A 21,056-nucleotide genomic window follows, 5' to 3' on the forward strand; every position below is an offset into this window, starting at 1 on the left:
GAAAAGGGCGGGGGCGCGCCGCCCCCGCGCGGAAAGCCTACGGCTGGCTGAACTCGAATTCGTCGTAGCGCCGGGCGTGCGACAGCATGCCGCTCAGCGCCGCAGGTGCCAGCCCCTGCAGGCGATCCACCACCTGCAGCAGCCGCCCCAGATCGACGCCGTGGGCAATGCCCATGCGATTCAGCATGTTGACCAGATCCTCCGTCGCCGCGTTGCCGGCCGCGCCGGGGGCGAACGGGCAGCCCCCCAGCCCCCCGGCGGCGCTTTCGAAGCGGGTGACGCCCTGGCCGATGGCCGCATAGATACTGGCCAGCGCCATGCCGTGGGTGTTGTGCATGTGCAGAGCGGGATCGAGCTCCGGCAGCGCCAGACGCAGCTGCTGCAGTAGCTGTACGGTCTGGCGGGGCTTGGCCACGCCGATGGTGTCGCACAGCGTGAAGCGGCTGATCCCCATCTCGCGCCCGGCCCGCAGCAGCGCCGCCACGTCGGCGATCGGCACCGCCCCCTGGAACGGACAGCCGAAGGCGGTGGCGACGATCAGCGTCACCTCCAGCTCCGGCAGGGCGTGGCGCAGGGTCTGCAGCTCCGCCAGCGACGCCTGCGGCGTCCGGTTGATGTTCTTCAGGTTGTGCTGCGGGCTGGCGGAGATCACGTAGTTGACTCGGGTGATCCCGCAGGTCAGCGCCCGTTCGGCCCCTTTCAGGTTCGGCACCAGCGCCGCGATCTCCACCCCCAGCGAGCGGGCCTGCGCCACCGCATGGCGCGCGACGATGTCGGCATCCTTCATCTGCGGGATCGCCGCCGGATGCACAAACGAGGTCGCCTCGATCCGCTTCAGGCCGCTGGCCATCAGGCCGTCGATTAGCGCCAGCTTCTCCGGCGTCGGGATCCAGGCGGAGAGATTCTGCAGCCCGTCGCGCGGGCATACTTCGGTCAGGCTAACCTGAGTGGGCCAGCTACACATTCGCATTTCGGTCATCGTCAGCGTCTCCGTATCGCGTGGCTCATAGCGCCCCCTGGCGTGCCAGGCGCTCGATCTCCTGCGCGCTCAGCCCCAGGTAGCGCTGCAGGATCTCGGCGGTATGCTCCCCGAGCTGAGGAGAAGAGCGGGGGGGAAGGTAGCGATCGTCGCTGAGCTTGATGGGGTTGCCGGTGACGCGGACCTCGCCGGCAACGGGGTGGTGCATCGGGACGAACATCTGCCGCGCCCCGGCGATATGCGGATCGTTGACCACCCGGTCGATGGTGTTGATCGGCCCGGCGGGGATGCCGGCCTCCAGGATCATGGCGGTGGCCCGATCGATGGTTTTATCGCTCAGCCACTGTTCGACCCGCGCCTTGAGCTCGCGGTGGTGCTGGACGCGCAGCGGGTTGGTCAGGAAGCGCGCGTCGCTGATCAGTTCGGGCATCTCCATCAGTTCGCACAGCGCGTGGTACAGCTTGTCGTTGCCGGCGCCGATCACCATGCTGCCGTCCTGGCACTTAAACGAGTCGTAGGGATAAATGGATTCGTAGCGGTTGCCGTTGCGCCCCGGCAGCTGTCCGGTGCTGAGGTAGATCTGATTGATGATCTCCAGGCCGGCGACCACCGAGTCGACCAGCGCGACATCGACCTTCTGCCCCTGGCCGGTGATCTTGGCGCGGTGGTGAGCGGCCAGGACGCCGATGGTCATGAACATGCCGGCTAGCACGTCAGAGATCGCGGTGCCGCAGCGGGTCGGCTCGCCGTCCGGCCAGCCGGTGGTACTCATCAGCCCGCCCATCGCCTGGCCGATGATGTCGTAGCCGGCGCGCGCCGAATAGGGGCCGTAGTGGCCGAATCCCGATACGCAGCCATACACCAGACGCGGGTTGATCTCTTTTAGCTTCTCATAGCCGATGCCCAGCTTTTCCATGGTGTTGGGGCGAAAGTTCTCGATCAGAATGTCGGCTTTGGCCACCAGGCGCAGGAAGAGGGCGACGCCGTCGGGATCCTTCAGATTCAGGGTGATGCCCTGTTTATTACGGTTTAGGTTCATGTAATAGGCGCTTTCTCCGTTAATAAACGGGGCGAAGCTGCGGCTGTCATCGCCGTGCTCCGGCGTCTCAATTTTGATGACGTGCGCGCCCATATCCGCCAGCAGCATGCCGCTGAAGGGCCCGGCCAGCACGCGGGTCATGTCCAGTACCACTAAATCACCAAGGGTCTGATTCTTCATTGCAGTTACTCTCTCCGTTATGGCGTTAACTCAGTGTCGCCATAGCAGGAGCAGGTTGCGTGCCAGCTTTTACCTGGAGGGATATATTTTTAATTCAATGAAAAATAAGATGATTTATTTTTCGCCTCGGCGATCGCCGCGCGATGGGTAACAAATGTGTTGCTATGGTTTCATTTTTGAAGGGGGGAGAGGCACGCCATCGCATCGCCGCCCTCGGGGGCGGCCGCGTTTCGGGATGGCGTCCGGGCCTGGCCGCCATCCCGCCCGGATGGGGTTAGGAGGAGGGCATCAGCGATGAATGGTGGGTGGCTATCTTCCACGCCTGGCCGTTCCAGGCGTAGGTAAAGGTATAGCGGGCGGCGGCGCGCGACCGGTCTGCAAAGGTAAAGGTATAGGTGCCAATATCGGTGGCGGTATTGCAGTCTATTTTTATGGTGCGGCTATCGATGACGCCCACCGGCTTCTTGGCGAGAAAGTACTTGAAGTAGTCCAGCCGCTCCGCCTGGGTATAGCGCGTTTTATCGGATACGGTGGGCAGTAAAACCGCGTCAGGCAGATAGGTATCGACCACCTTTTGCGCATCTCCCGTCTTTAGCGCCGCATTCCACTGGTCAAACAGCGCGGCGATTTGCTGCGGATCTGCGCCGGCGCACTGTTCGGTCGCGGCGAACGCCGGGTTAACCATCCAGGCCGATACGGCGGCGATAAGGTAGATTTTCTTCATACGGCTTCCTTTTGTCAGGGGGTCGATGTCCCGGTATTAATAACATAAGTAAACTGTATAGTGATTATACCATCGCCTATCGTAGCGATAGCCGGATTTTCACCAGGTAGGGGCGGCGCGCGGGGCCTGGCGGTCATCGCTTGCCCAGAGCCGCCCGGGGCGGGACGGGTCGCGTGGGTGGGGAGAGCGGCGTCTGGCGTCGACGCCCGTTTTCCCTGTGCGCTACTGGAGCGGGGACTCCGCGTCGGAGTCCGGGGTAATGACCCGGATCCCGGCCGCCCGGCAGTATGAGGGGTACTCCCCGGGAAGGGCGCAGTCGCTGATCAGCACGTCAAAGGCGGAGAGCGGGGCGATATTGACCGGCGCGACGTCGTTGAACAGCCCGCCGCGGGCCAGCAGGATCCTGCGGATACCGTGGGCGATGGCCCGCCGCTTGGTCGCCGCGTCGTCCAGCTCGTGCCAGGTGACGCCATGGCGTTCATCTACGCCGGCGGCGGAGATAAAGACCTTGCGTGGGTTCAGCGTATCGAGCATGGAGGGGTTGGCGTTGTCGTAAAAGGTGTCGTTTTGCGGCCGATAACTGCCGCCGCAGAGGATGGCGGCGGCCTGGGGCTTGTCGCGCAGGGCCAGAAAGACGGCGTGTGAGCAGCAGATCCCGGTGAAGCGGATATCCTCCGGGATCAGGCTGACCACCAGCGGCATTTCCGGCCCGTTGTCAAAGAAGACCACGTCGCCGTCGGCGATCAGCCCGGCGGCCAGGATCGCGATGGGCAGATCGTCCTGATGATGCCGCGGGCTGTTTTGCCTGGGGTGGGTCGTCGGCGGATGCGGCGCGTTGACCGCCACAATATAGCCGCCGAGCAGGGTGAGGGGGAGCCCCTGCGGGTGGTTATCCGGGCTCAGATCGCGGCGGATGGTCATAACAGAAACTTCCAGCATGCGTGCGGCATCCTTTAAATGGATGCGGTCGGATTTTTGCAGCAGGGCCTGCAGACGACGGATGCGTTCTTTTTGCTTGGTTTCCATGGGTTTTCTCCGCTCCCGGCGATGAAAATGTTTCTTCTGTAACATTTTGCGCGTCTGGGAACATATAAAATATGTGCTTACTATACAGCCGGATAGGGAAAAAATAAAGCCTAGTTCGGCGCAATGTTAATTTATCGCATTGTTATTTATTGTTTTTATATGGCGATGCGGCCTGCGACCGATGGCATGACACGCCGCGCTGCGCTTTTCTGACCTGGCTCTCACTGTATACATTCTCTTCAACTCATAGTGATTAATCGCGATCATAATCACAAATGATGCTTTAGCAACATGATAATGTTACTTCAATATCATTATTGCATTGGCGTTACTAAGGAGTAAGGGCATGGATATTGCAGTTATCGGTTCTAATATGGTTGATCTCATTACCTATACCAATCAGATGCCCAAGGAGGGCGAGACGCTGGAGGCGCCGGCATTTAAAATTGGCTGCGGCGGCAAGGGCGCCAATCAGGCTGTGGCGGCGGCAAAGCTCAATTCAGACGTGATGATGTTGACTAAGGTCGGCGATGATATTTTTGCGGACAATACCATCCGTAACCTGGAGTCCTGGGGGATCAATACCACCTACGTGGAAAAGGTTCCCTGCACCAGCAGCGGCGTCGCGCCGATTTTTGTTAATGCCAACTCCAGTAACAGCATTCTGATTATCAAGGGCGCCAATAAGTTTCTCTCTCCGGAGGATATTGATCGGGCGGCGGAGGATTTAAAGAAATGCCAGCTGATCGTATTACAGCTGGAGGTTCAGCTGGAAACCGTCTATCACGCGATTGAGTTTGGCAAAAAGCATGGGATTAAGGTGTTGCTGAATCCGGCGCCGGCGCTGCGTGAGCTGGATATGACCTATGCCTGTAAATGTGATTTCTTTGTCCCCAATGAAACCGAGCTGGAGATCTTGACCGGGCTGCCGGTTGACTCCTATGAGCATACGCGGGCGGCGGCCAGGACGCTGATCGAGAAGGGACTGAATAATATCATTGTCACCATGGGAGAAAAGGGCGCGCTGTGGATGACGCGCGAGCAGGAGGTGCACGTGCCTGCATTCAAGGTGTGTGCGGTGGACACCAGCGGCGCCGGCGATGCCTTTATTGGCTGCTTTGCCCACTACTATGTGCAGGACGGCGATGTGGAGGCGGCGATGAAGAGGGCATCACTGTTCGCCGCATTCAGCGTAACGGGGAAAGGAACCCAATCTTCCTATCCCAGTATCGAACAGTTCAATGAGTTTTTGGCATTGAACGCATAATAAAACCATAGCAAGGTAGCATTCATTATGAATAATAAAAGCATCATTCAGATGCCAGATGGCTATCTGAATCGAACACCTCTGTTTCAATTTATTTTATTATCCTGTCTATTTCCACTCTGGGGATGCGCAGCGGCATTGAACGATATTCTGATCACGCAATTTAAAAGCGTATTCGAATTGAGTAACTTTGCCTCGGCATTAGTTCAAAGCGCCTTTTATGGCGGATATTTTCTGATTGCCATCCCCGCCTCTCTGGTGATTAAGAAAAGCAGCTATAAGATCGCCATTATGATGGGTCTGGCGCTGTATATCGCCGGCTGCTCGCTGTTTTTCCCCGCCTCACATATGGCCACCTATACGATGTTCTTGGCGGCGATATTCGCCATCGCCATCGGGCTGAGCTTTCTGGAGACCGCGGCGAACACCTACAGTTCGATGCTGGGGCCAAAGGCGCAGGCTACGCTGCGTCTGAATATCAGCCAGACCTTTTACCCGATCGGCGCGGCGGCGGGGATCCTGCTGGGGAAATACCTGGTGTTTTCCGAGGGCGATAGCCTGGAGAAGCAGATGGCCGGCATGAATGCCGAGCAGATCCATGCCTTTAAGCTGGCCATGCTGGAGAATACCCTGGAGCCGTATAAGTATATGATCATGGTGCTGCTGGTGGTGATGGCGCTGTTCTTACTGACCCGCTTCCCCACCTGTAAGGTGGCGCAGACGGCCGGTCGGCCGCGCCCTTCGGCAGGAGAGACGCTGCGTTATCTGGCGGCCAACGCCCGCTTCCGCCGCGGTATCGTCGCGCAGTTCCTGTACGTCGGTATGCAGGTCGCCGTCTGGTCATTCACCATTCGCCTGGCGCTGGAGCTGGGTGATATCAATGAGCGTGATGCCTCGACCTTTATGGTCTATAGCTTCGCCTGCTTCTTCATCGGGAAGTTTATTGCCAATATCCTGATGACCCGCTTTAACCCGCAGCGGGTGCTGGTGCTCTATTCGCTGATCGGCGCGCTGCTGTTGGCCTATGTCTCGCTGGCGCCGAGCTTCAGCGCGGTGTATGTCGCGGTTACCGTCAGCATCCTGTTTGGCCCCTGCTGGGCGACCATTTATGCCGGCACGCTGGATACCGTGGACAACGAACATACCGAGATGGCCGGCGCCGTCATCGTGATGGCGATTGTCGGGGCGGCGGTGGTGCCGGCGGTACAGGGGTATGTGGCCGATATGTTCCATTCGCTGCAGCTTTCCTTCCTGGTCTCTATGCTCTGCTTTATCTACGTTGGCCTCTATTTTTGGCGTGAGAGCCGCGAGGCGCAGGGGGATACGGCGCGCGACGCGGTGCAGGGGGAGGCATCATGAAGAGCAAAATCATGCTATGGCGGTCGCTGTTTGACGCACAGCCGCGCACGTTGTTGATCAATGATGATTTTCACGTAACGGCGCAGCGCTACGACAGCGGCGTGGAGGGGCTGCGGATCGAGAACCGCCGCGGGCATCTGGTGATCCTGCCCTGGATGGGGCAGATGATCTGGGAGGCCTGCTTCGACGGGCGCGATCTGACCATGCGCAACATGTTCCGCCAGCCGAAGGCGACGACGCAGGTGGTCGAGACCTACGGCTGTTTCGCCTTTCACTCTGGCCTGCTGGCCAACGGCTGTCCATCGCCGGAGGACAGCCACCCGCTGCACGGTGAGATGCCCTGTGCGCCGATGGATGAGGCCTGGCTGGAGCTGGACGGAGACAGCCTGAGTATCACGGGAAGCTATGAGTATGTGATGGGCTTCGGCCATCACTACCGGGCCCAGCCGACGGTGGTGCTGCGCGGGGAGAGTGCGCTGTTCGATATCGGGATGCGGGTGACCAACCTGGCATCGGTGCCGATGCCGCTGCAGTACATGTGCCACATGAACTACGCCTATGTTCCCGATGCGCTGTTTAGTCAGACGATCCCGGACGAGGCGCTGATCCTGCGCGAGTCGGTACCGGCCCACGTGGTACCGACGCCGCAGTGGCAGCGCTTCACCGAACGCCTGCGTCGGGGGAGGCGACGCTGACGCGTCTGGATGCGCCGCAGTGCTGCGATCCGGAGATCGTCTTCTTCGCCGATCGGCTGGATCGCTATGGCGAGCGGCAGGAGTTTCGGATGCAGGCGCCGGACGGGACGACCTTCGTGACCCGCTTCGCCAGCGATGACTTTAACTACGTGACGCGCTGGATCCTGTACAACGGCGATCAGCAGGTGGCCGCCTTTGCGCTGCCCGCGACCTGCCGTCCAGAGGGGCATCTGGCGGCGCAGCACAGCGGCACGCTGCTGCAGCTGGCACCGCAGCAGAGCCGCAGTTTCTGGCTGACCACGGGGATCGCCTGATCCCGCCCGCCGAGTAGCTACGCTCACCGCGGCGCCCCTCCAATGCGGGGCGCCGTTTTTACCGTTTTACCGCGCGCCGCGCGGGATTTAGAAGGTATAGTCGACGCCCAGCGTGACGGAGCGTCCCGGCGCCGGCTGGCGGCCCCATGGGCTGGTATCGATCCCGCGGTAATAATAGTCCTTGTTAAACAGGTTGTTCACTGTGATATAGCCGGAGAGCTGGCTGTCGCGATCGTGGTACAGCGCCTGGGTCACCTGTGCGTTCCATACGGTGTAGGAGGGCAGGCGCCCGGCATCCCCCTTCGCCGTTTCATCGCGGGTGTTCTCCTTGTCAGAGAAGGCGGCGCTGTAATAGTAGCCGGAGAGTGCAAAGGTGGTGTCGCGCCACTGGTAGCGGCCATCCAGCACCAGCTGGTGACGGGAGGCGTAGGGCATCTGACGCCCGGCGTTGGCCCCGATCAGCTGCTCGCTGTCGAGGTAGGCATAGCCCGCGTGCAGCGTCATCCCCTCCAGGAAAGCGGGGGAGTAGAAGGCCTCCATTTCGACGCCCTGATAGCGGGCGCGCCCCAGGTTGACGAAGCTGGCGCTGGCGTTGTCGTAGATGATTTTACTGTCCGTGTAGTCGATGCGGTAGTAGTCGGCCTGCAGGCTGAGCGCCGGCCAGGGGGTGTAGCGTACGCCGGACTCGTAGTTCCAGGCCAGTTCGGCGCCGCGCTGGTCGCCTTTGACGATTTGGGTCACCTGCGGGGCACGCAGGCTCTTTTGCGCGTTGGCATACAGGAACCAGGCGGGGGTCGCCTGATAGCCCAGGGTCAGCCCCGGCAGCCACTGCTGATCCCGGTTCTCTACTGTCTGGCCGCTGCGGTTATCGCGATAGCGCTCGTCAACTCGCTCAAAGCGTATCCCGGGGGTGATGGTCAGGCTGTCGTCAAACAGCATCACGGCGTCGCTGAGGTAGCCGGCCCAGCCCTGGTTGTGGAACTTCCAGTCGCGCGTCACCTCGTCCGGGCGAGACTGGGTCACATAGCGGCGTTTGACCAGATAGTCGATGTTTTCATCGATCAGCCGGGCGCCCAGGGTGAACTTCTGATTGAGGTACTCCCCGGCGTGATACAGCGTCAGGCGCGGTTCGGTGCCCCACACCTTAAAGTCACGCGGCGAGCTCTGCTTGATATCCGCCGGGCGATCCGGCGCCCAGGTCATCCCCGGGGCTTGGCTCAGGCCGACGTCGAAGCTGCGGTGCGACAGGTGGCCGAACAGCGTCCAGTTGAGCTCGCCGGAGTCGAAGGGGCCGACCCTGTCCAGCAGGGTGTTGTAGACCGCGCTTAGGCGCTGGGTGCGCCCCTGATAGCCGTCCTGCAGCCGGGTGCTCTGGGTGCGATCCTGCTGATAGTCGGCGGCGGAGAGCGCGCCGGGGAGCTGGGCGTCGGCATCATAGTACTGATAGGTCAGGTTCAGGCTGCTGTCGTCGTTGATATTCCACAGCCCTTTGATCCGGTAGTTTTGCACCCGTTGCCGGCTGTGCTCACGAAACGCGCTGCCGTTGACCAGATTGCCCTCAAGCTGCAGGCCGAACTGCGCATTCAGCATGCCGCCGCTGCTGATATAAGTGTCAGACAGATTACGCCCATGACCGGCCAGCGTGGTGCGCTGCGATATCCGGTTTTGCCAGCGATAGGGAATCGGTTTGCTGATGAGGTTGATCACCCCGCCCACGTTGTTGGGGCCATACTGCACCGCCGCGCCGCCGCGCACCACGTCGATCCTGTCGAGGGTCTGGAAGGTGACCGGAAAGAGGGAGAGGCCGGTCTGGCCGTAGGGCGCCAGCGCCAGCGGTATGCCGTCGAGCAGCATCTGTACGTAGCCGCTGCGGCTATCCTGCAGACCGCGCACGGCGACCTGCGCCAGTATCCCGGTGCCGGTTTCATCCTGTACTTTCACGTTGGGAACGCGCTGCAGGGCGTCATCGATAGAGCGGTTGGCATCCTGGGTCAGCTGCTGGTTGCTGATGACGCTGCGGCTGCCGGGGTAGGTTTTTACCGCGTCGGCCCGGGCGTCGCCCAGCAGGTTGCCGCTGACGACGACGCGTTCTTCCGCATGGGCGAAACCGGCTCCGGAGAGCAGCAGGGCCGCGGCGATGGGGCTGAGAGAGAGGCAGGCTGTTTTCATTAAGATCCCTTATTGAGTCTGGTGATAAAAATGGCGGTGCTATGGCGTGTCATGCCGTCCGGGCGCACAGGCTGCGCGGCGCCCGGACGGCGGTTACGGCGTCGTGTCGGCCCGCAGGAAAAACAGGCCATGCTCCTCCATGCCGGCGAACTGCCGGTACAGGGTTTGCAGGTCAGCGTGCGGATCGACATCGCCAAAGCGCGCCGGGTGCAGAAACGCGGCGATGGCCTCCAGCGCGATGACGTTGAACGGGCTGTCGTAGAACTGGTGATAGATAGCCATGACCTGTCCGTCGCGGATAGCCGGTAGGGTCGCGAAGCCGCGGCGCGTCAGCAGGCGCCGCAGGCGCGGCCGGGCGCTGGCCTCGGTCGCCTGATAGCCCAGGGGCACCGCCAGGGAGAGGCCGCCGCGCTGGCTCCAGTCGGCGCCGCTGAGCAGATAGCGCGCGGGGCGGGCGGCGATCAGCTGCTCCAGATTGACGTCGCCGCCGCCGTCGGGAACGCGGTCGGCCAGCAGATTGCGCCCGCCGGCGGCCTCGATAAACTGGCCGAAGCCGCTGCGGCCAAAGACGGTGCAGCAGGTATCGCCGGTCATGCCGGCGTGGTTTTCGAATACCACACCGGGGCGTTCGGCGTCCGGGATGGCGGCCACTCGCCGCTGCACGCGCTGCAGCAGCTGTTGATAGCGGGCGATAAAGCGCTCGGCGTTGGCGGGTTCGCCCAGCGCCTGCCCCAGCAGACGCAGGGAGGGCACGGTGTTGTGCAGCGGCCGGCGGCGGAAGTCGATAAACAGCGCCGCGACGCCGCTTTTTTCCAACAGCGCCAGGGTGCCGCTCTCCCGCAGGCGCGGCAGCAGGCCGAGATCGAAGATCGCTAAATCGGGGCGCAGCGGCAGCAAAAACTCCACGCTGAGGTCGCTGCGGTAGGGGTTGGCGAAGACGGGGATCCGCGTCAGGCGCGGGTAGGCCTGGGCGTAGCGGCGCGCCATGTCCGGCGCGCGCCGCCGCAGGGAGTCATCCCAGGCGACGATGCCGCGCAGTGGATCATCGGGGTGCAGGAGGCTGAGCGCCAGCAGCAGACGGCTATCGCCCAGCACGATCCGCTGCGCAGGGGCGTTGAGGGTGACCTGACGCCCCGCCAGATCGGTCAGCGTCAGGGGGGCGGCGCGCAGCGGCGCGGCGACGCACAGCATCAACGCGAGGGAGAGGAACATAAGCTTCATAATGGATCTCATTCAAGGGGTGAATGGGGCTCGACGCCGGGCCGTTCGCATCACTCGAGCCAGACGGTGTGCGGCTCGGCGTGCATCAGAAAGTGGCGATGAGAGATGTTCCAGGCGTAGGCCCCCGCCAGCGGAAAGACCAGCCAGTCGCCCGTCGCCAGCGCGGCGATAGGCTGGCGGCGCGCCAGGACATCCTTGGGGGTACACAGCTGGCCGACCAGCGTGACGCGTCGATCGCGGATCTCCGGCGGCGTGTCGCGGCGCACCACCTGGAACGGATGGTCATGGCCCTGCGCCGCCGGGGTGCGAAAGTGATGGGTGCCGCCGTGGCCGACGGCGAACCACTCGCCCAGATTGCGCTTGATGTCCAGCACCTCCATGACGTAATAGCCGCAGGGGGCGCTGATGTAGCGCCCGCACTCAAAGCGCAGCAGCCAGGGGTCGGCCCGACAGGCGCGGCGAACGGCGGGCAGCCGCTGGCAAAAGTCGGCCCAGTCGAAGTGGCGGGCGGGATCGCGGTAGTTAATGCCGAAGCCGCCGCCGAGATTGACCATCTCTATCTGCAGGTGAAACTGCTGGCACCAGCGCTGGACCTGGGTCAGGCAGTGCTGGATCAGCGCCAGGTGGCTGTCCACGCTGAGCTGGTGGGAGAGCAGGTGAAAGTGAAAGCCGCGCAGCCGCAGCCAGCGGGCGTCGCCGATGAGCCGCAGCGCCGGCGCCAGATCGGCGGGGTCCAGGCCGAAGGGGGTCGGTTTGCCGCCCATCATCAGCGGCGTCTCCGCGCCGCCGGGCAGCGGAATGTTCATGCGCAGCAGCAGGGGCAGCGTCTGGCGCCGGCGCTCGGCCAGCGCCGCCAGGCGTCGCAGCTCGCCCAGGCTTTCGACGTGCAGGGCATCGACGCGCAGATCGCAGGCCTGTTCCAGTTCGTCCGGCAGCTTGCCGGGACCGCCGAACAGGAGCCGGCTGTCCAGCGACTGCTGCGCCAGCCAGGCCAGCTCGCCGCCGGAGGCCGCCTCAAAGCCATCGACCCACGGCGCCAGGGTGTGCAGGATCGGCGCTTCGGCGTTGGCCTTCGCGGCGTAAAACAGCTCACAGTGCTCGGGCAGGAGGCGCTTCATCGTCGCGATGCGTTCGCGCAGGGCGGAGAGATCGTAAAGGTAGCCGCAAAACGGGGTATGGCGCTGCTGCAGCCGCTGTATTTCACGTGTTACCAAGGGCGTCATGGGCGGCTCCTCATCGGGTGGGGCAAGGGGGTGTAGTCGGCGTGGCGATCGCGGCGCTGCAGCAGGCGCGTCCGCAGGTTGTTTTTGCTGGGCAGCGGTGCGCCCTCCAGCAGGGCGGCGATCTCCGGCTGGTGACGCCAGCGCTGCAGGTGGTGCGCCAGCCGATCCCATAGCCGCTGCTCCAGCGTGCGATCGCCGTCGGCCAGGCGGAACAGGGCCTCGGCGAGATGGTTGACGAACAGGCAGTAGGCGGTGCGCTGCCAGCCCTGGTGGCGGGTGTAGCTGACCGAGCGCCGCGCCGCGTCGGAGAGGGTGGCCAGGCGGGCGGCGTCCCAGCGGGCGCTGTCGAGCTTGGTTCCCTCCAGATCGCGCAGCCACAGGCGGCAGGGCAGATGATCCTGTAGCCCGATAAGCACATTCTGCAGATGGGGTTCAAAGACGATCCCGCGATCGAAGAAGGCCGTGAGGACGCTGGGCAGCAGCAGCGTCAGGTAGTGATCCAGCCACAGCAGCGCGGTCTCTCGGTAGTCGAGCGCGCGGGTGGCCGCCAGCTCGCGAATCAGGCGCTGCAGCGGGCTGGCGCCGTCGCGATCGAGGCCGAACAGCGTCCCCGCCAGCGCGGTCTGTCCCTCCTCGCGGACGCTGAGCGGCAGGGCCTGGCGATACAGTATGCCAAAGCACTCCTGCAGATGGCGCACCGCCTCCTGCTCATCCGCCCGGGCGAGGGGCTAAAGTCCAGCGTGGTGGCGTTGGGCTCGCGCAGAATGGTCAGGCCGGGAACGGCGTGCTCCAGCTGACGAAAGTCCTCATTGAGCAGGGCGCTCAGGGTGACCGCGCTCTCTAGCTCATACCAGGCGTTTTTGCGGATGCAGTTGGTCAGCCGCACGTGGATAGAGCACTTGAGGAACCACGGCAGCGCGGGGTGATACAGCGTGCGCACCGAGGAGGTCGGCGCCAGCGCCGCCCCGCGCGGCCCCAGCGGGGTAATCAGCCCCTGACGCGCGGCGCGCAGATAAAGCGGGGAGCGCATGATGTGCGCCGTCTCCCAGGGATGACAGGGGTACAGGTGGGGCTCGCCGCCCAGCTCGCTCAGTACGCCGCCGATATCATCGATGCCCCGCTGGCTGAGCAGACGCGGATCGATGCGAAACCAGAACAGCGGAAAGCGGGCGCCGACCTCTGGCGAGCAGGCCAGCAGCGCCTTAGGGTCGACCCCGCTGCGGCTTTTCGGGCTGGGGTGGAGCGGATGTCCCCAGATCAGCCCCTGCTCGCTGCCGATAAAGTCCGCGCCGGGGCGAAAGTCATGGGAGAGAAACGCCGCCGTCACGGCGCTGCTGTTGGCGATTTGCGCCGCTAGCGCCTCGTTGTGCGCCACGTCCAGGCGCGCGGCCATCTCCGACAGCAGCAGGTCGATGGCCTGCGCCGACGAGAGCGGACGCCAAGGGCGGCCAAAGGATTTGACAAAGGGGACCGTGTCGAAGTCGCCGCGCCCTAAGAGGCTCCAGCGCCGCGCCGTGATGGCCAGCAGACAGTCGCTGGCGGGCAGGGTCAGGCGCAGGGGCTCGCCCGCCACCTGCGCGCTGGTCAGCGCCTGAGGAATATCGCCGTGGGGGCAGAGACGCACGCCGTCATCCGCCAGAGCAAACTCGCGAATATAGCAATTCAGCAGCGCGGTAAAGGTCGCGTGACAGGCGACGGCGGTGACCTCGGGATTAGGCGTCAGGGCATCGGTGGTCATGGCAGGGCTCCTTAAAGGGAAAAACGAGACAGAGTGCCAGTGCGGCAAGCGCCGCGACGGCAGACGCGATAAAGGGGGCCGACGGCGAAGCCTGTGCGCTCAGCAGCGCGGCGCACAGGCCGGCGCCGACGCCGGCCCATTTGCCGGCGGCATCCAGCTGCGCCAGGCGGTAGGCGGCGTCATGGGCGCGAAGGCGTTCGGCGATGCGTCGGTTAAGCCCGGCGTAGGCCAGCAGAATGCCCACGCCGAACAGGGTTCTGGCGGCCAGCAGCGCCGCCGCGCCCGAGAGGGCGTATTGCCACAGGGCGGCGATCGCCAGCAGCGCCAGCCCCAGCGGGAGATGATGACGGGACGCGGCCGTGCGGTGCAGCGGCGGCAGCAGCAGCAAATAGAGCAGGTGGGGCCAGCTGTAGAGCGCCCCGACCATCGCCGAACCGGCGACCCACGGCTGGGCGTAGGGCAAAAAGTAGGGAAAGGTGACGACCATGGCGAAGCTGAACAGGATCTGCTGCACCCTGAGCAGCGTATAGCCCGCCGGCGCCGCCGTTGACGCCGCCGCGCCGCGCCGGGGGCGCTCATCGCCGCTTTCCCACGCCGGGCCGCGATCGTCCGGCAGCCAGCGGGTGATCAGCAGCGCGAGCAGCGGCAGCAGGGCCAGCCCGAGCCACAGACGCTGCGCCTGCAGCGGCGCGTACTCCAGCGCCGCGCCGATCAGCGGCGGGGCCGTCAGCAGCGCCAGTCGGGCGGAGAACTGGGTCCAGTTGAGCGCGTTGGCCAGCCTCTCTCTCGGGCAGGCGCGGTAAAGATAGCCGTTGGCGGCCGCCAGCGTGCCGCCGGCCAGCCCCTGCAGCGCCAGGGCTGCGATCAGCCAGGGCAGCGAGGGGGCGGCACCGGCCCAGGCAAAGGCCAGCGTCAGTCCCAGCAGCGCCCGCTGCAGCGAGCGGCGGCGGCCGTAGCGGTCGGCGAAGCGCCCCCAGTAGGGGGTGCTCAGGGCCATCAGGACCGTCGGCAGCGTCGCGATCAGGCCGATCCAGGGGCTGTCCGGCGCCACCGAAAACCCGCGCAGCAGCGTCGGTAGAAACAGCGGCACGCCAAGGACGGTAAAGGCGGCCAAAAAGTGACAGGCCAGCACGATGGGCAGCAGCGGCGCCATATCAGGTCGTCTCGGCGCGCAGGAAGTTAGGGCCGCTGTGGCCGTAAAACTTGTTGATGTCCGCCGCGCCGGAGGCCCGCTTGCTGAGCAGGCTGCCGCTTTGCAGCAGGTATTTCACCGGCTGATGGGGATCCTCGAACAGGCAGCGCCGGGCGAAGGCGGTATCGACGCCGCGCTGCGCCAGGGTGGTGAGGGTGTTCGCCAGCGCCTGGCGCAGTATGTGGTAGGCCGCGGCGCGGTTAAGCTCGCCGGCGGCGGCCAGGCTCTCCAGCACCGCGGCCAGATCCAGCTGCAGGGTGATGGTGATGAACATCTGCGCCAGCGCCCGTTCGTCATCTACGCAGATGCGCGGATCGCGCAGCTGCGCCAGCCGTGGGGCCAGGTCGGGGCAGGCGGCGCAGAAGCGCGCGGGCCAGAGGCGGGCGGCGTCGTTGTCCTTCAGCACCAGCGTCAGCGGTTGGCCGGGAGCCAGGCTGAGCATGGCGTTCTGCTGGTTAGACTCCAGCGCGATGCCGTAGCGCAGCCACAGGGTCAGGTGCACCTCGGCCATCAGCGTGCAGTATGACTGCCACCATTGGTAGAGCGTGGGCATGTTGGGCTGGCGCAGGATAAAGGCGAGATAGCTACCGCCGCCGGGCATCGGGCTGCCGAGTGCGGCCACCGGCGCCAGGGTCTCGTCGGCGCGGGGGGCCGGATAGCGGCGCAGCAGGAAGGCCAGCAGCATCTCATCGCCTACGTGGCCGCCGTCGCTTTCATCGACGTGGCGCAGGCGCCCGCGCAGCAGCGGATCGCGCTGCGCCAGCCGCGGCAGAACGTCGGCGAACCACTGCCCGTCATACAGCGTGGAGGGCTTGATTAAGCGCAGATTTTTTTGTCCCAGGGTGCGCATCGCCAGGGGGACCTTAAGGTGGCAATCGGGGTGCTCGGCCAGCTGCAGGGTGCGGACCGACAGCGTGGGGTAGACCTCCAGATACGGGGTGGGCGCGGGCAGAAAATCGGGCGGCAGCGCGTTGAGCTGGGGCCTGGTCAGCGGGTGCACCGGCAGCAGAAAGTGGCCGTCGGCGATCTGCGGCGGCAGTCCGACCTGCGCGGGGTGGGGCCACCAGGCCGGCCGCGGCTGCTCGCTGCACAGGGTGACGGCGTCGCGCGGCACGGCGAGCCAGCGCAGCGCGAAGGGCTGGGCGAACTCCGGGGCGTAGCGGCGCAGCTGTGCGGCGTCGAAGCCAAATTTGGCGCGCGCCGTGGGGTAGTAGGGATGGTCGAGGAAGCTGGCCATGCGATCGGCGTGGCGCAGGCGTTCGCCCCAGCTGCAGCGCGCCAGATCGGGGGTCAGCGCGGCGGCCTGCTCGGTGAAAATGGCGCGGCAGAGCTCGCCCTGCGCGCAGGCGGCGTCGGCTTCGGCGCGGTAGGCGAGGTACAGCCGCTGCGCCTCGGGATCGTCCGGCGGCGTCAGGCGTGCCAGCCAGGCATCGTAGCCCTCGCAGTCGTGCCATCCGTCGTCGTGATGCTCCTGCCAGCGCGGCGCGGCGGCGCGCCAGGACTGCATGTAGTCGTGGGGGCATACCGCCAGGCGCAGCGGAACGGCGAAGTGCGAGGCGTACAGCCAGTAGGCGTCGCCCTCCCTGCGCAGCGTCGAGCGGCTCAGCACCCCGGCGACATCCTCGCGAAGGCAGGCATCGATAATGCGCTGCGTAATGTAGCGGCGTTGATTCATGGCGCGATCTCCCAGGTCAGTGATGGCAGGACGCGCTCCTCCAGGGCCTGCAGCCGCATCGGGTCCGCCGCCTGCAGGTAAAGCACGCCCAGGTAGTCTTTGTTGGAGTGGGTTTGCGTAATGCGGTCGCCGCGTTGGTGCAGCGCCCGGTAGCTGACGCCGGGCGGGCAGTGGGGCTGCGGCGGACGGTGCAGGGTGCCGCTGTTTTCCGCGATCAGATAGTGGATCAGCGCGGCGGCGTCGGGCAGGGTGACGTCGGGCAGCGGCTGTCCCAGATGCAGGCGCAGAATCGGAGAAAACCAGCCGCCGGGCAGCAGTCTGTCCAGCAGGAACTCGCGCCCATCGCCGATGCTGCGGTAGTTGATCTCGACCAGCCGCGGTCCCTGCGCGTCGGCGATAAACTCGCTGTGGCACACACCCAGGCCGACACCGAAGCGTTGCAGCTGCGCCAGCGCCTGAGCCTGCCAGCGCTGGCTCAGGGCCCCCGGCCAGCGCGCCTGGGCTTCGATGAAGTGAGGCGCGGCGCCGAGTGTGACGTCGAAGCCGCCGATCGCGATCAGCCGCTCGCCGTCGCCCAGGGTCTCCAGGGTGAACAGCGCCCCGTCGAGGTATTGCTCCAGCAGCAGCGTGCAGCCGGGAGGGAAGGCGGCGCGCGCCCGGGCCAGCTGCGCGGGATCCTCTACCCGCGTGACATTCATCGATGCCACCCCCTGGCTGGGCTTGAGTACCAGCGGCCAGGGCCAGTCGGGATCGATGGGGGTCTTCGGCAGCAGCAGGCGCGACCAGAGGGAGGGCAGTCCCAGCTGGGCCAGGCGCTGGCGCATACGCCACTTCTCCTTGGCCGCATAGCAGATGGGCCAGGGTTTTCCCGGCAGATTCAGCGCGGCGGCGGCGATGGCGCAGGCGCTCTGCAGGTGGTCGCTGTTGGTGAAGAGGGCGCGGGGCGTGACGCCCAGCGCCGTCAGCGTCTCCAGGATGGCGAGCGGATTAAAGACATCGCATTCGACCACCGTCACCGGCCCGGCGAGGCAGGCGCGGTGTTCGGCGGCGCGATCGGTCAGCAGCAGCACGGGGAGATCCAGGCGCTGGGCGGCGGGGATAAAGCCCTGGGTGGTGGCGGCATTGACCACGTGACTGACGATGACCAGCGGTGCGGAGCGAGACATAGGCGGTATCCGTTTTACAGGGAAAGATCGGTGGCGCGCGGGCCACGGGAGGCCGCGGTGCGAAGGTCGTCGCGCCGCTGGCGTAATGCGCGGAACAGCAGGCCGCGATCTTCGCCGCACAGCCAGGCGTCGATCCCGCTGCGCAGCCAGTAGTCCCGCTGCCGTTCGCTGCGGGGGTTGGCGCAGAAGGGGACGCCGGCGGCGCGGCAGCGGCGGGCGATGCGGCGCAGCTGACGGGTCACCTGTGGGTGCGTAGGCTGTGCGCCGAGCCCCAGGCTGAGTGCCATGTCCAGCGCCCCCTCCAGGATCATGGCGACCCCGTCGAGCGCCAGCAGGTCGTCGAGGATGGCCAGCCCGGCGGCCGATTCGATCATCGGGATCAGCATCAGCCCCTGATTGGCCTGTCGGCAGTAGGCGTCCAGCGGCCGGGTACCGAAGCCGGTGACGCCGCCGCCGGTGATACCGCGTCGCCCGAGGGGCGGGAAGCGCATGGCGTCGCGCGCCGCGGTGACCTCTGCGATGGACTCGACCTGCGGCAGGACGATGCCGTGGGCGCCGAGATCCAGCACGCGGCCAATGCGCTTGGCCGCGGCGTCGGGAACGCGCACCAGCGGTGCACAGCCGTGGCTCTGGGCCAGATGAATACAGTGCTGCAGGCGCTCCTCATCGTGGGGCAGATGCTCCATATCCAGGATGATAAAGTCATACCCGGCGCAGGCGATCATCTCCACCAGCAGGGGGTGGAGCAGCGAATTGAGGATGCCGAAAACCGGCTGTTTACCCAGCTTGGTGGGGAGCGATAATTCCAACATAATTATTAATGATAATAGTAATGATTTTCATTCAAATTAATCTAACGGGGATGATCGTGGCGAGATAGTGAATAATTGTTGCAAATTATTTCTGAATGCGTCAGTGCGGGAGGGCGGTCGGCAACGGTGGCCGTGTTTTATAACACTATGTTTATTATGGTTATTGTGACTATCCCGCGCCCTGTCGCCGCGGCGGGGCGCGACGGCGACGAGGAGGGGCGCCCGGGTCAGGGGGCCGGCGGGGCGCTGAGCCCATCCACCATCAGCTGGGGCCATCCGCGGGAGCAGGACTCCACTCGGCCGCGGACGCCGTAGACGCCGGCCAGGTGGGCTGGGGTGATCACCGCCTGCGGAGGGCCATCGGCGATACATCGCCCCTGCGCGAGCAGCAGGGTATGATCGGCGTGGCGCAGGGCGATATTCAGATCGTGCAGCACCACAATGGTGACAATGTCACGTTTTTGCGTCTCCTCACGCAGTAGCGTCATGACGTGAAACTGGTAGTTGAGATCCAGCGCGCTGAGGGGCTCATCCAGCAGCAGCAGCGCGGGACGGCGGATCAGGGATTGCGCCAGCCCAACCAGCTGCTTTTGTCCGCCGGAAAGGGTTGTCAGGCTGTGCAGCGCCAGGTGGGCGATCCCTAGCCGCGCCAGCAGCGCCAGCGCCTCGCGCGGGTCGGCGTCGCCTTCCGCGGTGGCGTGACGGGCGACCATGACCGACTCCAGTACGCTCAGTCGCACTCCTTCCGGCAGCGTTTGCGGCAGATAGACCACCTGACGGCTGCGGCGGGCCGGAGGGCATCCCACCAGCTGATATCCGTTGAGCAGCAGGCTGCCGCGTGCCGGGTGTAGGCCGGCCATCGCCCGCAGCAGGGTCGACTTCCCGCAGCCGTTGGGGCCCAGCAGCGCGCAGACCTGACCGCGCGCCAGCAGCTCGACGCTGAGGCCGTCAATAACGCGGCGTGCGCCGTAGCCTGTGCTCAGCGCGTTTATCTGTAGACCCGACATTATAGGAGCCCCCGCTGGCGGAAGAGGATGCTGAGGAAAAACGGCACGCCGACCAGCGCGGTGACGATGCCGACGGGAATGACGACGCCGGAAAAGAGGTTCTTGGCGGCGACGGAGGCAAGCGACAGCACCAGCGCGCCGCTAAGGGCGCTGCCGGGCAGGTAAAAGCGGTGATCTTCGCCAAACAGCAGACGGGCGATATGGGGCGCGACCAGGCCGATAAACCCGATCGGCCCGACGAACGCGACCGCCAGCGCGGACAGGATACTGATGCGCAGCAGGGTGCCCAGGCGCAGCCGACGGACGTCGATACCGAAGCTGCTCGCCCGATCCTCGCCCAGGCGTAGGGCGGTGAGCTGCCAGGCGCTGCGCAGGGAGAGGGGCAGCAGCACGATCAGGGCGGCGCCCAGGATCCCCAGCGTCGTCCAGGAGGCGCGGGCCAGGCTGCCCATGGTCCAGAACACCAGCCCCTGCAGGGTATCCTCGCTGGCGATAAATTGCATCAGGGCGACCAGCGCGTTGAAGGTGAACACCAGCGCGATCCCAAACAGCACGACGCCGGCGGCGGCGACGCGGCTCCAGCGGGTGAGGCCATACAGCAGCAGGGTGGCGAGCAGGGCGAACAGCAGCGCATTGGCGGAGATCGCCCACTGCGCCGGGAGTCCCGGAACGCTGAGCCCCAGCACGATGGCCAGGGCGGCGCCGAAGGCGGCGGCGGAGGAGACGCCCAGGGTGAAGGGGCTGGCCAGCGGATTATTGAGGATGGTCTGCATTTCAGCGCCGGCCAGCCCTAGGATCATGCCGACGATGACGGCCATAAGGGCATAGGGCAGGCGGATATCCCAGACGATGACCTGCGCCGATGCCTCGGCGGCGGCGGGGTGCCACAGCGTCTGCCACAGGCGGGAAGGCGGCAGATCCGACGGCCCCAGGGTGAAGTCGAGCAGCAGCGAGGCGGCGATGGCGGTCAGCATCGCGGCGATGAGCCATAGGCGCCGTCGCAGGATATGGCGATAGGCGCGCTGGACGGCGGCGGTATCGACGCCCGGCCTGAGCGGTGCGTCGGCTGCGCGGGGGGCTGCGCCCCGGATGGCGTTGGGTGTTTTCATGGCTGGAATACCGTGGAAAGAGTAAAGTGATAACGCTAATCAATATCAATATTGATGTAAATGAAAATTATTAGCATGTACTACCCGATGCCCGATGCCCGATGCCCGATGCCCGATGCCTAATGCCTAATGCCTAATGCCTAATGCCTAATGCCTAATGC

At 64.9% G+C, this 21,056-nt stretch carries 17 protein-coding genes and 1 pseudogene; 3 read left to right on the forward strand and 15 right to left on the reverse strand.

Features of this window, described 5'->3' with window-relative positions:
* Positions 1-37: 37 nt before the first annotated feature.
* From QY76_RS10345 to QY76_RS10360, 4 genes are all read right to left on the reverse strand, one after another.
* A complete protein-coding gene (locus QY76_RS10345; RefSeq protein WP_117026477.1) occupies positions 38-979 on the reverse strand; it encodes a hydroxymethylglutaryl-CoA lyase in 942 nt (313 codons plus the stop codon).
* Positions 980-1,004: 25 nt separating this feature from the next.
* Positions 1,005-2,198 (reverse strand): CaiB/BaiF CoA-transferase family protein, encoded by a 1,194-nt coding sequence (locus QY76_RS10350; protein ID WP_034164898.1) that lies wholly within the window; start codon positions 2,196-2,198, stop codon positions 1,005-1,007.
* Positions 2,199-2,472: 274 nt separating this feature from the next.
* Complete coding sequence (locus QY76_RS10355) at positions 2,473-2,922, reverse strand: SgcJ/EcaC family oxidoreductase (protein ID WP_034164900.1); 450 nt, start codon at positions 2,920-2,922, stop codon at positions 2,473-2,475.
* A gap of 222 nt (positions 2,923-3,144) precedes the next feature.
* Positions 3,145-3,948: a DeoR family transcriptional regulator gene (locus QY76_RS10360; RefSeq protein ID WP_045427355.1), complete on the reverse strand. Its 804-nt coding sequence runs from the start codon at positions 3,946-3,948 to the stop codon at positions 3,145-3,147.
* A 346-nt stretch (positions 3,949-4,294) separates the two neighbouring features.
* On the opposite strand from QY76_RS10360, the gene rbsK reads away from it, so the two are divergent.
* The 3 genes and pseudogenes from rbsK (at position 4,295) to QY76_RS10375 (ending at position 7,583) form a co-directional block, all read left to right on the forward strand.
* Complete coding sequence (gene rbsK / locus QY76_RS10365) at positions 4,295-5,215, forward strand: ribokinase (RefSeq protein ID WP_034164903.1); 921 nt, start codon at positions 4,295-4,297, stop codon at positions 5,213-5,215.
* Between the two features lie 27 nt (positions 5,216-5,242).
* Positions 5,243-6,574: an L-fucose:H+ symporter permease gene (gene fucP / locus QY76_RS10370; RefSeq protein WP_045427358.1), complete on the forward strand. Its 1,332-nt coding sequence runs from the start codon at positions 5,243-5,245 to the stop codon at positions 6,572-6,574.
* Positions 6,571-7,583, forward strand: a pseudogene (locus QY76_RS10375) (aldose 1-epimerase family protein). The gene fucP and the pseudogene QY76_RS10375 overlap by 4 nt, the downstream one beginning before the upstream one ends.
* Before the next feature lie 87 nt (positions 7,584-7,670).
* On the opposite strand, the gene QY76_RS10380 reads toward QY76_RS10375, so the two are convergent.
* The 11 genes from QY76_RS10380 to QY76_RS10425 all read right to left on the reverse strand — a co-directional run bounded on the left by QY76_RS10380 (position 7,671) and on the right by QY76_RS10425 (position 20,895).
* Entirely contained in the window at positions 7,671-9,752 is a 2,082-nt protein-coding gene (locus QY76_RS10380) for a TonB-dependent siderophore receptor (protein WP_034164907.1), read from the reverse strand.
* Between the two features lie 93 nt (positions 9,753-9,845).
* Positions 9,846-10,973 (reverse strand): ABC transporter substrate-binding protein, encoded by a 1,128-nt coding sequence (locus QY76_RS10385; protein ID WP_049648806.1) that lies wholly within the window; start codon positions 10,971-10,973, stop codon positions 9,846-9,848.
* Between the two features lie 50 nt (positions 10,974-11,023).
* Positions 11,024-12,196: a type III PLP-dependent enzyme gene (locus tag QY76_RS10390; protein ID WP_045427367.1), complete on the reverse strand. Its 1,173-nt coding sequence runs from the start codon at positions 12,194-12,196 to the stop codon at positions 11,024-11,026.
* Positions 12,193-12,867, reverse strand: coding sequence for a ferric iron reductase (locus tag QY76_RS19295; RefSeq protein WP_235439483.1), 675 nt, complete (start codon positions 12,865-12,867; stop codon positions 12,193-12,195). The genes QY76_RS10390 and QY76_RS19295 overlap by 4 nt, the downstream gene beginning before the upstream one ends.
* Positions 12,756-13,934 (reverse strand): IucA/IucC family protein, encoded by a 1,179-nt coding sequence (locus QY76_RS10395; protein ID WP_235439378.1) that lies wholly within the window; start codon positions 13,932-13,934, stop codon positions 12,756-12,758. Before QY76_RS10395 ends, QY76_RS19295 begins: the two co-directional genes overlap by 112 nt.
* Complete coding sequence (locus QY76_RS10400; RefSeq protein ID WP_045427369.1) at positions 13,909-15,087, reverse strand: MFS transporter; 1,179 nt, start codon at positions 15,085-15,087, stop codon at positions 13,909-13,911. The genes QY76_RS10395 and QY76_RS10400 overlap by 26 nt, the downstream gene beginning before the upstream one ends.
* 1 nt (position 15,088) lies before the next feature.
* Complete coding sequence (locus QY76_RS10405) at positions 15,089-16,801, reverse strand: IucA/IucC family protein (RefSeq protein WP_045427373.1); 1,713 nt, start codon at positions 16,799-16,801, stop codon at positions 15,089-15,091.
* A complete protein-coding gene (locus QY76_RS10410; RefSeq protein ID WP_045427386.1) occupies positions 16,798-17,967 on the reverse strand; it encodes an acetyl-CoA carboxylase biotin carboxylase subunit family protein in 1,170 nt (389 codons plus the stop codon). The genes QY76_RS10405 and QY76_RS10410 overlap by 4 nt, the downstream gene beginning before the upstream one ends.
* 14 nt (positions 17,968-17,981) lie before the next feature.
* The gene (locus tag QY76_RS10415) at positions 17,982-18,779 is read right to left on the reverse strand and encodes an HpcH/HpaI aldolase/citrate lyase family protein (RefSeq protein ID WP_045427389.1); all 798 of its coding nucleotides are present in this window, start codon (positions 18,777-18,779) and stop codon (positions 17,982-17,984) included.
* 227 nt (positions 18,780-19,006) lie between these two features.
* A complete protein-coding gene (locus tag QY76_RS10420) occupies positions 19,007-19,786 on the reverse strand; it encodes an ABC transporter ATP-binding protein (RefSeq protein ID WP_045427392.1) in 780 nt (259 codons plus the stop codon).
* Positions 19,786-20,895 carry an iron ABC transporter permease gene (locus tag QY76_RS10425; protein ID WP_034164917.1) on the reverse strand — a complete coding sequence of 370 codons (1,110 nt, stop codon included), beginning with the start codon at positions 20,893-20,895 and terminating at the stop codon, positions 19,786-19,788. The genes QY76_RS10420 and QY76_RS10425 overlap by 1 nt, the downstream gene beginning before the upstream one ends.
* Positions 20,896-21,056: the final 161 nt, after the last annotated feature.

This window comes from Edwardsiella sp. EA181011, from assembly GCF_000800725.1.
GTDB lineage: Bacteria > Pseudomonadota > Gammaproteobacteria > Enterobacterales > Enterobacteriaceae > Edwardsiella > Edwardsiella anguillarum.